Here is a 14,779-nt window from a genome sequence, read left to right on the forward strand (position 1 = left end):
CTTATCGTTTGTTTTATGCTAGAATAGAAAAAGATGTAAGACAGCAGTGAGGACACCTGTATGAAGGTGTCCCTTTCAAATTACATAGCTGTTGGTAGAGGGGGTTTGTATGGGCAAGAAGCAGAAACAACAAAAGAAAAAGACTCACGTTCCTTTTCGGTTAAACGTGCTGTTTTTCTGCGTGTTTTTAATGTTCTCCGCGGTTATTGTAAGGCTTGGTTATGTACAAATTGTTCGCGGTGAGGAATATAAGAATGAAGTGGAGAGGAAAGAAAACTCGACGATAAGTAATCCTGTACCACGTGGGAAAATATTTGACCGTTATGGGCGAGCTGTAGTAGATAATGCAGCTGTACGTACGATTACATTTACAAAAATGAAAGGATCAACTGCAGAGGCTCGCTTAGAAACAGCGAAAAGATTAGCAGATTTGATTGAAGTACCGACAGATAAATTAACAGATCGCGATAAAAAAGATTATTGGCTTGCTATTCATAAAGAAGAAGCGCAAGAAAAAATTACGAAAAAAGATCGTCAAGAGTTTAAAGATAAAAAAATTGACGATAAAGAATTAGATGAGCGTCAACGAAATCGCGTGACGGAAGAAGAAGTGAATCAATTATCCGCAAAAGATTTAGAAGTGCTAGCGATTAAAAGCAAAATGGACGGCGGATATGCGATGACGCCACAAGTCATTAAAAAGGATGCTACAGAACAAGAATATGCGATTATTAGTGAAAATCTAGCAGCATTACCGGGTGTAGATACGAATGTTGATTGGGATCGAAAGTATATTTATGATGATTTATTCCGAAGTGTACTTGGCGGCGTGTCAACGTCTGATGAAGGTTTACCGAGAGAAAGACTAGATTACTATCTTGTTCGTGATTATAATCGAAATGACCGCGTAGGGAAAAGTTATCTTGAGCAGCAATATGAAGATAGTTTGCACGGTAATAAAGCGGAAGTGAGAAATATTACGGATAAAAACGGTAATATTTTAGAAACGATTAATGTATCAAAAGGGCAAAGTGGTAACAATCTGAATTTAACAATTGATATGGAATTACAAAAGCGTGTAGAAGAAATTATCACGAAAAATTTATTGAGATATAAAGGGGGACAACCTCTTTTAGATCGTGCATTCGTTGTAATGATGAATCCAAAAAATGGTGAAGTTTTATCTATGGCAGGGAAACAGTTAGTAGAAGAAAATGGCGAAACGAAAGTGCAAGATTTCGCATTAGGAACGATGACAAGTTCTTATCCGATGGGATCAACTGTAAAAGGTGCGACAGTACTTACTGGGTATCAGACAGGTGCCATTCAACCAGGTTCAGTTCAACTTGATGAACCAATCAGATTAAAGGGAACGCCACAAAAATCTTCTTGGAAGACGATGGGATACATTAATGATTTAACAGCATTAAAAATGTCTTCTAACGTATATATGTTTAAAACAGCGATGAATATCGCAGGTGTTCCATATGTAAGAGGTGGTACGTTAGATATACCACAAAAAGCATTTGATACGATGCGTTATTATTTCGGACAGTTTGGACTTGGTGTAAAAACAGGTATCGATTTACCAAATGAATCTGCGGGTCAAACAGGTAGAGGAAATCAGCCAGGTTTCTTATTAGATTTATCAATTGGGCAGTATGACACGTACACACCACTTCAATTAGCACAGTATGTTTCAACAATTGCAAATGGTGGTTACCGTATGCAGCCGCAAGTTGTAAAGGAAATTCGTCAACCGGAAGCGAAACAAGGCGAAGTTGGAAAAGTCGTTCATTCAATGGAACCAAAAGTACTAAACCGTATTGATATGCCTGAATCACAAATTAAACGTGTTCAGGAAGGATTTAGACAAGTATTTAATGAGTCTGGTGGTACAGCTGCGAAATACTTTACAGGCGCATCATATAAAGCTGCTGGTAAAACAGGTACAGCTCAAACTGTGTATGGCGGAGATAAAGAGATTGGTAGAAAAGCAAACGGTGAGCGTAAAGAAACATATAACTTAACATTAGTAGGTTATGCGCCACTTGAAGACCCTGAAGTAGCATTTTCTGTTGTTGTACCTTGGGTAGATGATAAATCAGGTATTAACGGTTATATTAGTCGTGACATTATGGACGCGTACTTTGATTTGAAAAAGGTAGAAAATGGCGAAGCTACACAAGAGGAAATAGATAAGAAAAATAAAAAGCAAGATGATGAATAAAAAAGTTGTAAAAAAAGCACACTATCTGAAAAGATAGTGTGCTTTTTTTTTGATTCATGCATACGTTTTAATAAAGTGGACAAGCAGATCATATCGGAATTTTAAGGGACCTCGCAAATAATACGTATGCATTCACTATGGAAGTTATGGACCAATCCTCAGTGAAGATGAACAGTGGCTACGGATTAATAGTTTACCTAATGTTGATTCTTGTGGAACTTTACAAAACTTTTACAAACAATTAAAACCGAATTAATAGTTTAGCAGTATTCTTATATCTGTAATCCTGTTATTTCCGGTTACTTCTAGGAGGAAGAACACGTGAAATGGATAAGTGCATCAATTAAAGTTTTCATACTGTCGACATGTTTCTTTTATGTTGGCACGTCTACTGCATTTGCTGTGAATGAAATGGGAGAAGTGAGAGTTGATGGATCCTCAACGGTTTTTCCTATTATAGAAGCAGTAGCGGAGGAATATACAAAGGTGCATCCAAACGTGAAAATTTCCATCAGTGTTTCTGGAACAGGAGGAGGATTTAATCGTTTCAGTAAAGGAGAAGTAGATATAAATAATGCTTCGAGAGTAATGAAACAAGTGGAAGAAAATGAAATGAAGAAAAACTCCATTCAGTTTACACCGTTTGAAGTCGCTTATGACGGCCTTACGATCGTTGTGAATCGTCAAAATACTTGGGTAGATAATATGACGGTAGACGAGTTACGTCTATTATGGAGTGAAGATGGAAGTGAAAAGCGATGGTCACAAATTCATTCATCATGGCCAAGTGAACAGGTAAAGTTTTATGCGCCAGGTGTAGACTCTGGTACGTATGATTATTTTCAAAATGTCATCTTACAAAAAAGTCGCATTGTAAAAAAAGTCTCTTTGTCTGAAGATGATCAAGTTATTATGCAAGGGGTAATGAATGATAAAAATGCCATTGGTTTTGTAGGATATGCTTATTATATGGCCAATCGAGATAAGGTGAGAGCAATAAAAGTGAATGGTGTACTTCCGACGAAAGATACCATCCAATCAGGTGAGTATAAGCCGTTATCTAGGTCGCTATTTGCTTATGTGAATCATGCATCTATCCGAAATAAAATGAATGTAGCAAATTATATTGAGTTTATGATTCAGCATGTTGGTAATCTTGCTGAAGAGGTTGGATATGTAAAATTACCAAAAGAAAAATACAATGAACAGCTGCGGATCTTAACAGAAATAAAAAGGTAATGTCAGGGTGGAAAGGGGTTTTCATCTTTGGCTTATAATGACAAAAGTCAAATTACATTTTCTGTACAACATTTGATTGAAAGAAATACAAAACATAGAAAAAAAACGCAGCGAATCAATCGAATCGTTCCATTATTACTAAAAATAATTGCTAGCGTGTCTATTGCGACGACACTTGGAATTATTTTTACGCTTTCTAATGAAACAATAATGTTTTTTAAAAAAATATCATTGCTCTCCTTTTTGACAGAGAAAGAATGGTTACCTTTTTTTGAAAATCCTAAATTCGGTATATTACCACTTATATGTGGAACGGTACTTGTAACAGCAATCGCTATGTGCGTAGCAGTTCCTATCGGTTTAGCGTGTGCCGTATTTTTAAGTGAATATGCTTCAAACAGTGTAAGAAAAGTATTAAAACCGATGTTAGAACTATTAGCAGGTATCCCGACAATTGTATATGGCTTTTTTGCATTAACAGTTGTTACACCGCTTTTACAACGGATTATACCTGATTTACAGTTTTTTAATGCGATTAGTCCAGGTATTGTTATTGGCTTTATGATGATACCTACAATTGCATCTCTGTCTGAAGATGCAATGAGAGCTGTAGCAAAAGGAATGAAAGAAGCTTCGTTGGCACTTGGAGCAACTCGGTTTGAGATGGTAAAACAAGTCGTGTTTCCTTCAGCTTTCGCAGGGATTATGGCAGCGATTATATTAGCTGCTTCAAGAGCAATCGGTGAAACGATGATCGTTGTAATTGCAGCAGGGTCCACACCGAACGTATCTCTCGATCCGACACACTCTATTCAAACGTTAACAGCTTATATTGTGCAAGTGAGTTTAGGTGATGCTCCGCATGGAACAATTACTTATTACAGCATGTACGCTGTAGGCGCAACGTTATTCTTGTTTACTTTTATAATGAACATCATTTCGCAGTTTATTATGCGCCGCTTTAGGAGGGTGACATAATATGCGCATGTTAAATCATAAAAAAATACAAGAAAATATGGCATCACGTTTTTTAAAAGATCGAATTTACAAATTGTTATTTTATATGGCAATTTTGTTTTCAATAGTAATCCTGCTTATTTTGCTTTTTCAAATTTTTGAAAAAGGTGTCAGTTACCTTTCGTTAGATTTCTTTACAAACTTCGCTTCGCGTAATCCGAAAGAAGCTGGGATTGCTGCAGCTTTGTCAGGAACAATATTATTTATGAGTATTGTTATACCACTCTCCTTTATATTTGGGGTCGGAACTGCTCTTTATTTAGAGCAATATGCGAAGGAATCTATATTTAAAAAGGTAATAGAAATTAATAATCAAACGTTAGCGGGAGTACCTTCCGTCGTATTTGGATTACTCGGCTTAACCATTTTTGTATACGCTCTTCACTTAGGTGAGAGTATTATTGCAGCGGCACTGACGATGAGCTTACTCGTCTTACCGACAGTTGTTGTAGCGAGTCAAGAAGCGATACGATCTGTACCGAGGTCATTATTAGAAGCTTCTTACGGGTTAGGTGCTACGAAGTGGCAAACGATGTATCAAGTTGTATTGCCATATGCGTTCCCAGGAATTATAACAGGTTGTACGTTAGCGATATCAAGAGCGATTGGAGAAGCGGCACCGTTATTAGTTATCGGGGCACTTGCATTTGCAAATTATGTTCCGTTTAGTATGTTTGATAGATTTACAGTTTTACCAATTCAAATTTTTAATTGGATGAGTAGACCACAGGAAGAATTTCAGTATGTAGCAGCTGCTGGGATGATTGTTTTGTTAGGTTTGTTGCTCTTGATCAATATAGTTGTCCTATGGTTACGAAATCGAAAATAAGTTGGAAATGGATGAAAGGGGAATTCAAATGGTAGCAACAGTAGTAAATGTACAGGTGAAAAACGAGGAGAAAATCGAGACTGCGCCAAAGAAAGTAGTATTTGATACGAAAAACTTAAATTTATGGTATGGAGAAGACCATGCTTTAAAAGATATCAACTTAAGTATTCATGAGAATGAAGTTACAGCAATTATCGGGCCAAGTGGTTGTGGTAAATCAACGTACTTAAAAACATTAAATCGTATGGTAGAGTTAGTACCAATCGTGCGAACTACAGGCGTAATTGAATATAGAGAGCGCAATATATTTGATAAATCATATCCAGTTGAAGAATTACGAACACATGTAGGAATGGTGTTCCAAAAACCAAATCCATTTCCAAAATCTATTTATGAAAATGTAGCATATGGCCCGAAAATTCATGGGATTAGCGACAAGAAAACGTTAGATGAAATTGTTGAAAAAAGTTTACGTGGAGCAGCGATTTGGGATGAGTTAAAAGATCGTTTGCATGATAATGCATACGGTTTATCTGGTGGACAGCAACAGCGTCTATGTATTGCACGTTGTTTAGCGATTGAACCAGACGTTATTTTAATGGATGAGCCAACATCAGCACTAGATCCAATTTCAACATTAAAAGTAGAAGAATTAATTCAAGAGTTAAAGAAAGATTTTAGTATCGTTATCGTAACGCATAACATGCAACAAGCTGCGCGTATTTCAGATAAAACCGCTTTCTTCTTAAGTGGAGAAGTTGTAGAGTATACAGATACAAATAAATTATTTACGACACCTTCAGATAAGCGTACAGAAGATTATATTACAGGCCGATTCGGTTGATGTCGCTAGCAAGGCTAAGAGCAAATACCCTCTTAACAGAGGGTATTTCTTATTTTTACCTTATTTAAGATAGGAGAAGTAATACTTCTCCTATCTTAAGGTTTATTATAAGTAGGCTAGGTAGGAGAGTTATATATAGTGGCACATAATATTGAGGGGGAAGAAACAATGGTACGAGAACAATTTCAATGTGATTTAAAAACGTTACAGCAAAAGGTGATTGAGCTTGGTGAACTAGCGAGAGAAGCTTTATTGCTTGCTATGGAAGGGCTTCATAAAAAGGATGTAGAGAAAGCGTTAGAGGTAATAGATGGTGATTATCGTATGGATAATTTAGAAGAGGAAATAAATGATCTTGCGCTTATGCTCATTACGAAGCAGCAACCTGTAGCGAGTGATTTAAGAAGGATTTTCATTTCAATTAAAACAGCGACAGATTTAGAACGGATTGCAGATCATGCTGTTAATATTGCGAAATCAACCATTCGTCTCGGGGAAAAAGACGTGTCTGTTAGTTTGCACAATCTTGATGAGATGTTTGCGATTGCAAATAAGATGTTACAGTTAGCGCTAGATGCGTATGAGCAAGAAAATTTAACTTTTGCGAAGCAAATTGCCGAAATGGATGATTCTGTTGATGAAATATATGGGAAAGCGATTCGTGAATTTATATCTTCAGTTCCAGAACAACCAGAAGCAATTACACAAATTACACAATTATCCTTTGTAGCGAGATATATAGAACGTGTAGCAAACCATATTACAAATATTGCTGAAAATGTTTTTTATTTAGTAAAGGGAAAGCATTACTTATTAAATGAATAAAGAAAAAAGCAGGTGAAACATCACCTGCTTTTTTTAGTCAAAACATGACAAAAAAAGCTCGTTGTTTCCTTTAGTTTATGATGATAAGATGTATCATAATATAATGGAAAAAATAGGGCGTATATGTTATTCGCTTATTAAGTAATATTTTAAAAGTTAATAGTAAGCGCTTTCTTCAATTGTTGAAAGGTGAATGTATATAAGGGGAACTTTACTGCCTGTCGGCCCGATTGGTCAAGGCTAATAATCAGTAGGGGATGAAGAAAACCCCCACTGATTAAAGTTTCACTTTATTTTATACTGCTAGTTAATGCTGGGTAGATAATATACATATCGTATATGAAGTTACTGAACATTATATAAGTGGAGGCTGAAGTATATGAAGGGGGTTATTTTAGCTGGAGGAAAAGGACGACGCCTTAGACCATTAACATGTAATACTCCAAAGCCGATGTTGCCATTATTAGAAAAGCCAGTTTTAGAATACAACATTGAATTATTGCGTCAGCATGGTATACGTGAGATTGCAATTACTGTTCAGTATATGAGTACGGCTATTAAGCAATATTTTGGTGACGGTAGCAAATGGGGCGTTAACTTGTACTACTTTGAAGACTCTCCACCGCTTGGAACTGCAGGGAGTATTAAACAAGCGGAAAAATTTTTGGATGAACCGTTTGTTGTCATAAGTGGGGATGCGTTAACTGATTTTCAATTATCAGAAGGAATTACGTTTCATGAACAAAAGAAAAGAATGGTAACTATGTTTGTAAAGGAAGTAGAAAATCCACTCTCATTTGGTTTAGTTGTAATGAACAAAGAACAAGAGGTTACACGATACATAGAAAAACCGAGTTGGAATGAAGTAGTCTCTAATATTGTGAATACAGGTATATATATTATGGAGCCAGAAATTTTTTCTTACATACCGACCCGAGAATTTTTTGATTTTAGTCAAGATGTGTTTCCGTTATTGGCAAATAAGAACGCATTATTTGCATATTTGTCAGAAGGTTACTGGTTAGATATCGGTACATTTGATCAATATCGACAAGCACAATTTGATTTGTTAACGAAAAAATTGCAAGTACCTATCCCATATACGGAAGTATTACCGATGGTATGGATGGGAGAAGGGGTAACGATTGGAAAAGGCACAAAAATTCACGGCCCTTCTTTTATTGGAGAGGGAGCAAAAATTGGTGCCGGGGCTGTAATTGAGCCGTACTCTATTATCGGGAAAAATAGTATTGTTTCGAGTTATTCTCATCTTCAAAAAAGTATTATTTTTGCAAATGCGCACATTGGGAAATATTGTGAGTTACTAGAAACGACAATAGGAGAACATACAATGGTGGAAGATGATGTTACATTGTTTCAAAAAAGCATTGTAGCGGACCATTGTCATATAGGGAAAAGTACGGTAATTAAGCAAAAGGGAAAACTATGGCCATATAAGGCGATTGATAGTCATTCGGTAGTAGGATCGGCTGGTGTTCAAGAAAGTGAGAAGAGTGCAGGATGGTTGCAAAAAAGCCGCATTGTAGGAAGAGGGAACGTTGAAATCACCCCTCAATTTATTGTAAAGGTTGCGATGGCGTACGGATCTCTTTTTACAAAAGGGGAAAGTATATTAATCGGGAGTCAAGAACATATAGAAACGACTTCTTATAAAAATCTTTTTCTTCATGCAATTCATGGTATTGGGATTCATACGATGGAATGCAAAGAAATGAACGAATCACTTTTTCAGTACAGCATTCAAGATTTGCAATGTGCGGGCGGGGTTTTCATTCAAGCGGAAAAAGAAAAAGAGATTGTTATAAAGTTGTATGGTAAGGATGGGGCACAGTTAACGTATAAGCAGCAAAAAGCGATAGAACAAGTGTATATGTCTGAGTCGTTTTATTACGTATGTGAGAAGGAAATGGGGCGGAATAAGCTAGTACACGTTTCTTTACATAATTATATAGAGGCTGTATTAGAGCGTATTGATATTGAGAAAATAAAAAAACAGAAGTTCCATCTTCTTATTAATAAGAGAAATGATATGTTACAACATCTGCTTATGCTCTTTTTGCAAAGGCTCGGATGCACAGTTACGTGGATTTATGCGGGCGAACAAAAGGATCATGTGAAAGCTTTGATGAAATCAAGTAAAGCAAATATGGCGCTTATGTTTTCAGAGCAAGGAAATTATTTCGAGTTATATGATAATCATAGTAATATTTACCAAGGGACGGATTTTGAAGAGATTGATATTCCAGATTTATTACTGGAATCGGCAGGAAATATTTACCCAATGTCTTTGAAATTAGGAGAATGTTATCTTCTATTTTATACGCAGGATGAAAAAAAATCGTTTCAAGCGAGATGGAAGCGAGATATTTTATATCGAATTGGAAAATTATTCGAGTTAATAGCATTGCAGGGAAAAACCTTTCTCAGCATAGTAGAGCAATCCCCGCCGCTTTATTTACTTTGTGATGAAGTTGTATGTTCGTGGAATGAAAAAGGGAAGGTGATGAGGAAATTATTGGCTGATATCGAAAGGAAGGAAGAAGGCATATTTGAAGGAGTACAGTTCAAATATACCGAAAAAGAGTGGTCTTATATCGTTTCTGACACAAAACAACCGAAATTTTTAGTGTATTCACATGCTAGAAACCCAGTAATAGCAAGGGAAAACATGAAAAATCTTATAGAAAAAATTAGACAATATCAAAAGGTGTAGAATTTTTATTTTAAAAGTGGTATTATAGTATAGTCTGATTTAAGTTATTAGTACTGGAGGGAAATAAGAATGCGTGTGAATATTACTCTAGCATGTACAGAATGCGGAGATCGTAACTATATCTCAAAGAAAAACAAACGTAACAACGCTGAGCGTATCGAGCTTAAAAAGTATTGCAAGCGTGACAAGAAGTCTTCGTTACACCGTGAAACAAAGTAAGCAGTAGGAATATTTTCCTACTGTTTCTTTTTTTATTCGGTTCCTCTCTTAAAAGTGATACACTATCATCGTAGAGCAAAGTATCACTGTGAGGGGGGAAATGTGTGAGAGAAGAGAAACTACGTTTACGTAAACAAATAATAGAGCACATGAATTCTTTATCAAAAGAACGGTATACAACTTTATCAGAGCAAATTGCATTTTCGTTGTATGCACAAAAAGAGTGGGCTGAAGCTAAAACAATTGGAATCACTCTTTCAATGGAAAATGAAGTGAATACATATCCTATTATCGAAAAAGCTTGGGAAGAAGGAAAGAAAGTTGTTGTTCCGAAGTGTAATAAAGAAACAAGAACAATGTCCTTTAGGCAAATTAGTAATTTTGATCAATTGGAAACAGTGTATATGAATTTACGTGAGCCAATTCCAGCGCTTACGGAAGAAGTGAATGCAGATGAAATTGACCTTCAAATTGTACCAGGTGTAGCTTATACAGAGCGAGGAGAACGGATTGGATATGGTGGTGGCTATTATGATCGTTATCTCATGCATTATAAAGGGAAAACGCTATCATTAGCTTATAGTTTTCAAATGGTAGACCATATTCCAATAGAGCCGTTTGATAAAAATGTAGAAAAAATTATTACAGAAAAAGGAACAATGGTTAAAAATGGGCTTGTATAGACAAATAAAAATTGACGAGACTTTTTCTTCTTGATTATAATAAAATATGTGAACGTTTTCTTATTATAATTTTTTATAGTAAGTGAGCATAGAGGGTGATGAAATGTTATCTATATATGATATTCAGCAATTGCTAAAGAAATTTGGTACGATTATTTATACGGGAGATCGAATTGCAGATTTACAATTAATGCAAGATGAATTGCGTGAATTAAATCAATCACAGCTAATCGATTCACAAGACTATCAAACAGCTTTATTTTTATTGAAGCAAGAAATTCAAAAAGAGCTAAATAAGAATTAGATAAAGGTAGGTAAGTAACATGGAAGAGAAATGGTTAGTTGGTGTTGACCTTGGTGGTACAACGATTAAATTAGCATTTATTAATGTATACGGTGAAATTTTACATAAGTGGGAAATCCCTACGAATACAAATGAGCAAGGAAAACATATTACACTTGATGTAGCGAAAGCTATTGATAAAAAGTTAGAAGAGTTAGGCGAATTAAAAAGTAAGTTAATCGGTATTGGTATGGGAGCTCCTGGCCCTGTACACGTGGCGTCTGGAATGATTTATGAAGCGGTTAACTTAGGATGGAAGAACTATCCGTTAAAAGATTTATTAGAAGTAGAAACAGGATTACCTGTTGTGATTGATAATGATGCGAACTTAGCAGCGCTTGGTGAAATGTGGAAAGGTGCTGGTGAAGGAGCAAAAGATTTAATTTGTATGACGCTTGGCACTGGTGTTGGCGGCGGTGTAATTGCCAATGGAGAGATTGTACACGGCGTAAGCGGTGCTGCTGGTGAAATCGGACACATTACAGTCGTTACAGAGAACGCTTCCCCATGTAATTGCGGGAAGTCTGGTTGCCTAGAAACTGTAGCATCTGCAACAGGTATTGTGCGTGTTGCTATGCAAAAAATACAAGAGACTGATAAAGAAAGTATTCTACGTTCTATGTTAGCAGAAGAAGGACGTATCACATCAAAAGACGTATTTGAAGCACATGGACAAGGTGATGAACTAGCAGGCGAAGTAGTAGAAAAGGTAGCTTCTTATTTAGGATTAGCTGTAGCGAACCTTTCTAGCACGTTGAACCCAGAGAAAATCGTTATTGGCGGAGGCGTTTCTAAAGCTGGAGATGCACTTTTAGAACCAATTCAACGCTATTTTGAGCAATATGCTTTCTCACGTGCTGTAAAGAGCACGAAGTTAGCTATTGCAACACTTGGTAATGATGCAGGTGTTATCGGAGGAGCTTGGCTTGTAAAAAAGCACAAATACGAAGCGAAGATGATATAAGTTGTGAAGTATGAAAAGAGGAAGGGGAAACCCTTCCTCTTTTTGTGCGAAATCTTGATGAAGACGAGCATGTAAATGAATTAAGCTGCTGGTGGGTACCCGTTATATAGAACAGTCATGATTGTAAACCATCCGAAAACGAGTACAGTTGCAATTGCAAAGCCGCCCGCGAGAAAATTCTTTTCGCGAAGTGTTCTAAGCTTAGCAAATACAGCTAACAGAGTGACAAGCGTAAAAATAATAACAAGGCCCATACAATATCCTCCTCTGTCTACCCATTCCTTAATATGAGTTTTTGGAATATTTACTCTTTTATATTGTACATGTTTTAAAAATGATTGTCGAGATAGCATCCTTTCTTTTCCTAAGAGAAAAAAATGTTGTATCATTGAAAGTAAGTTTAATAATTGGAGGAGATTTTCATATGAAATGGATACAAATGCCGTTAGGCCCATTACAAACAAATGCTTATATTTTAACGAATGAGCAAAATGAGTGTATTATCTTTGATCCTGGTCATGAAGGAGAGAAGCTCGTTACATATTTACAAGAAGAACAATTAAAGCCACTGGCTGTTTTATTAACACATGCTCACTTTGATCATATTGGTGCTGTTGATGCGGTAAGAGACGCTTTTCATATTCCTGTGTACGTACATAAAGAAGAAGCAGATTGGTTAGGCGATGCAACTGTAAATGGTTCTCAAATCTTTATGATGAATCGCAGCATTACAGCAAAAACAGCAGATCATATTATTGATGCAGAAGGTGCATTAGCAATTGGTTCATTTAACTTTGAAATTTTTGAGACACCAGGACATTCTCCAGGTAGTATTTCTTATTACTGTAAAGAGGCGAATGCTGTATTTTCTGGAGATGTATTATTCCAAATGAGTATTGGAAGAACAGATTTACCTGGTGGAAGTTTTGCAGAGTTGATTGGAAGTATTGAAGAGAAATTATTTGTATTACCTGATGAAACAGCGGTGTTATGTGGACATGGTCCAGAAACAAGCATTGGTTTTGAAAAAGAAAATAATCCATTTTTACAGTAAGGAGCTAGTATGGGGATGGAGCTCATTTTAAAAGAATGGATGGAAAAAGAAAAGGATTATTCAATTTCATACAGTACATATATGAACCTCGCATTATATGCAGAGGAACATGGATATTATATGAAAGAACGTGAAAAAATAGGAAGACAAGGGGATTTTTTTACAAGTAGCAACGTATCCTCTGTGTTTGCAAAAACTTTTGCTAAGTTTTTTATTCGTCTTGTTGAAAATGGTGAAGTTGCTCCACATATTTGTGAGATTGGTGGGGGGACAGGAAGGTTTGCCTATGATGTTTTACAAGAATGGAAGCAATTATCACCGGAAACCTTTATTGATTTAAACTATTCGATAATTGAAATGAGCCCTTTTCATAGAAAATTGCAGCAAAAGACTCTTTGTTCGTTTTCTAATGTGTCATATTATACGTCGCATAGTGAAATGGGAGAATCGTTCGAGGGGATTCTTTTTTCGAATGAGTTATTTGATGCATTTCCTGTTGAAGTAATTGAGAAGAGAAATGGAATATTGTATGAAGTACGTGTTACGTACACAGAGGAAGGGAAACTTGCAGAAGTATGTAGGCCGTTACATAAAAGAATTGGTCGATACTTATTGAAATATAATATTCATCTCGCTGAAGGCCAGCGTTTTGAAGTGCCAATTGCGATGGAAGAATATATAAAAGAAATTGCGAAATGGTTTCAACGAGGTGTATGTATTACAGTTGATTATGGATATACAAAAGAAGAATGGATGCATCCTGCACATCAAGAAGGTAGTTTACGAGGATATTACGAGCATAAGTTAATTCGTAATCCTTTAGCGTATCCAGGTGAAATGGATCTTACTACTCATATTCATTGGGACGAACTGAAAGAAATGTTTAGCCTGCAAGGTATGAATATGGTATGGCATAAGAAACAATCTGAGTTTTTGTTAGCAGCAGGAATACTAGAGCTGCTTACGAATCATCAAGATCGGGATCCTTTTTCTGAAATTCAAAAACAAAATCGTGCAGTTCATTCTATGATTTTGAGCGGAGGATTAGGGAGTGCATGTGATGTTGTTATACATACGAAACATATGCAACAGTTACACTTGGATCGGTATTTGAAAATATAAAAAACAAGACACAGCATAGTTCTGTGTCTTGTTTTTTAATACGACTTATGTAGCATCATATATTTCCTCTCATGATATATATTTATATTAAAGATATGAGATGAAAAATATAAAATACGTCCTTTTTCTCTGTCTATGAGTCCCTAACCCAATAATACGCGAACGAGTTGAATAATTGTCTCGTTTTCTACTTTGTAATAAATTTCCAATCCTTTTCTTTCACTTGAAACGATTTTAGCACTTTTTAACTTTGCTAAATGCTGTGAAATTGTAGATTGTGGCATGTTTAAGCCAGTGTACATTGTAGAAACGTTGCTTGGACCGCGTTCAATTAATCCTTTTACAATACATAAGCGAACAGGATGAGCAAGTACTTTCAATAATTCTGCATTGCTTTCATATAGTTCTATTTCTTTTTGAAAGGTTTCTAACATGTTCTTTTCCACCTCCGTGTGAGCTGTTATACCATACTATACATACCAAAAAATTAAAGAAAAGAAAACAGTTGTTGCAGAAAAACATTCCTAAAGTAAAGAAATTGTAAGAAAAGAGACCCTGATGTAAATAAAGTAGATAATTTAGCACGGTTTTGTAAAATGACATTTTTGGGTGAAAATTTCGATGCGTTTTAAAAATTGAAAGATATAGATATATTTGTAACACAATTTTATCATGA

General features: G+C 35.9%; 15 protein-coding genes. 13 read left to right on the forward strand and 2 right to left on the reverse strand.

Features of this window, described 5'->3' with window-relative positions:
• Nucleotides 1-109 precede the first annotated feature (109 nt).
• From QCI73_RS06205 to glcK, 11 genes are all read left to right on the forward strand, one after another.
• Nucleotides 110-2,230 carry a peptidoglycan D,D-transpeptidase FtsI family protein gene (locus QCI73_RS06205; RefSeq protein WP_353822650.1) on the forward strand — a complete coding sequence of 707 codons (2,121 nt, stop codon included), beginning with the start codon at nt 110-112 and terminating at the stop codon, nt 2,228-2,230.
• A gap of 321 nt (nt 2,231-2,551) precedes the next feature.
• Nucleotides 2,552-3,469, forward strand: coding sequence for a phosphate ABC transporter substrate-binding protein PhoX (gene phoX / locus QCI73_RS06210; RefSeq protein ID WP_353822651.1), 918 nt, complete (start codon nt 2,552-2,554; stop codon nt 3,467-3,469).
• 27 nt (nt 3,470-3,496) lie between these two features.
• Nucleotides 3,497-4,447, forward strand: a complete 951-nt coding sequence (gene pstC / locus QCI73_RS06215) for a phosphate ABC transporter permease subunit PstC (RefSeq protein WP_327922493.1) — start codon at nt 3,497-3,499, stop codon at nt 4,445-4,447.
• A 1-nt stretch (nt 4,448) separates the two neighbouring features.
• Entirely contained in the window at nt 4,449-5,315 is an 867-nt protein-coding gene (pstA, locus tag QCI73_RS06220; protein WP_001242545.1) for a phosphate ABC transporter permease PstA, read from the forward strand.
• 28 nt (nt 5,316-5,343) lie between these two features.
• Entirely contained in the window at nt 5,344-6,159 is an 816-nt protein-coding gene (gene pstB, locus QCI73_RS06225; protein ID WP_000226683.1) for a phosphate ABC transporter ATP-binding protein, read from the forward strand.
• A gap of 168 nt (nt 6,160-6,327) precedes the next feature.
• Nucleotides 6,328-6,984, forward strand: a complete 657-nt coding sequence (gene phoU / locus QCI73_RS06230) for a phosphate signaling complex protein PhoU (protein WP_353822652.1) — start codon at nt 6,328-6,330, stop codon at nt 6,982-6,984.
• Between the two features lie 379 nt (nt 6,985-7,363).
• Complete coding sequence (locus QCI73_RS06235) at nt 7,364-9,718, forward strand: sugar phosphate nucleotidyltransferase (protein ID WP_327922494.1); 2,355 nt, start codon at nt 7,364-7,366, stop codon at nt 9,716-9,718.
• 69 nt (nt 9,719-9,787) lie between these two features.
• Entirely contained in the window at nt 9,788-9,937 is a 150-nt protein-coding gene (rpmG, locus tag QCI73_RS06240) for a 50S ribosomal protein L33 (RefSeq protein ID WP_353822653.1), read from the forward strand.
• A gap of 104 nt (nt 9,938-10,041) precedes the next feature.
• A complete protein-coding gene (locus QCI73_RS06245; RefSeq protein ID WP_046197825.1) occupies nt 10,042-10,620 on the forward strand; it encodes a 5-formyltetrahydrofolate cyclo-ligase in 579 nt (192 codons plus the stop codon).
• 103 nt (nt 10,621-10,723) lie between these two features.
• A complete protein-coding gene (locus tag QCI73_RS06250) occupies nt 10,724-10,924 on the forward strand; it encodes a YqgQ family protein (protein ID WP_000949156.1) in 201 nt (66 codons plus the stop codon).
• 19 nt (nt 10,925-10,943) lie between these two features.
• Nucleotides 10,944-11,927, forward strand: coding sequence for a glucokinase (gene glcK / locus QCI73_RS06255; protein ID WP_353822654.1), 984 nt, complete (start codon nt 10,944-10,946; stop codon nt 11,925-11,927).
• A gap of 80 nt (nt 11,928-12,007) precedes the next feature.
• Here the strand turns inward: glcK and QCI73_RS06260 are convergent, their stop codons facing one another.
• Nucleotides 12,008-12,181 carry a DUF2759 domain-containing protein gene (locus QCI73_RS06260; RefSeq protein ID WP_353822655.1) on the reverse strand — a complete coding sequence of 58 codons (174 nt, stop codon included), beginning with the start codon at nt 12,179-12,181 and terminating at the stop codon, nt 12,008-12,010.
• A 170-nt stretch (nt 12,182-12,351) separates the two neighbouring features.
• Between QCI73_RS06260 and QCI73_RS06265 the strand changes: the two genes are divergently transcribed.
• Both QCI73_RS06265 and QCI73_RS06270 read left to right on the forward strand, forming a co-directional pair.
• Nucleotides 12,352-12,981 carry an MBL fold metallo-hydrolase gene (locus QCI73_RS06265; RefSeq protein WP_353822656.1) on the forward strand — a complete coding sequence of 210 codons (630 nt, stop codon included), beginning with the start codon at nt 12,352-12,354 and terminating at the stop codon, nt 12,979-12,981.
• A gap of 9 nt (nt 12,982-12,990) precedes the next feature.
• Nucleotides 12,991-14,103: a class I SAM-dependent methyltransferase gene (locus tag QCI73_RS06270; protein WP_000525121.1), complete on the forward strand. Its 1,113-nt coding sequence runs from the start codon at nt 12,991-12,993 to the stop codon at nt 14,101-14,103.
• 143 nt (nt 14,104-14,246) lie between these two features.
• Here QCI73_RS06270 and QCI73_RS06275 read toward each other — a convergent pair whose 3' ends face one another.
• On the reverse strand, nt 14,247-14,537 hold the full coding sequence (locus QCI73_RS06275) for an ArsR/SmtB family transcription factor (RefSeq protein ID WP_000894375.1): 291 nt from the start codon (nt 14,535-14,537) through the stop codon (nt 14,247-14,249).
• Nucleotides 14,538-14,779: the final 242 nt, after the last annotated feature.

The organism is Bacillus cereus group sp. MG16 (genome assembly GCF_040459875.1).
In the GTDB taxonomy this organism is placed as follows: Bacteria; Bacillota; Bacilli; order Bacillales; family Bacillaceae_G; genus Bacillus_A; species Bacillus_A paranthracis.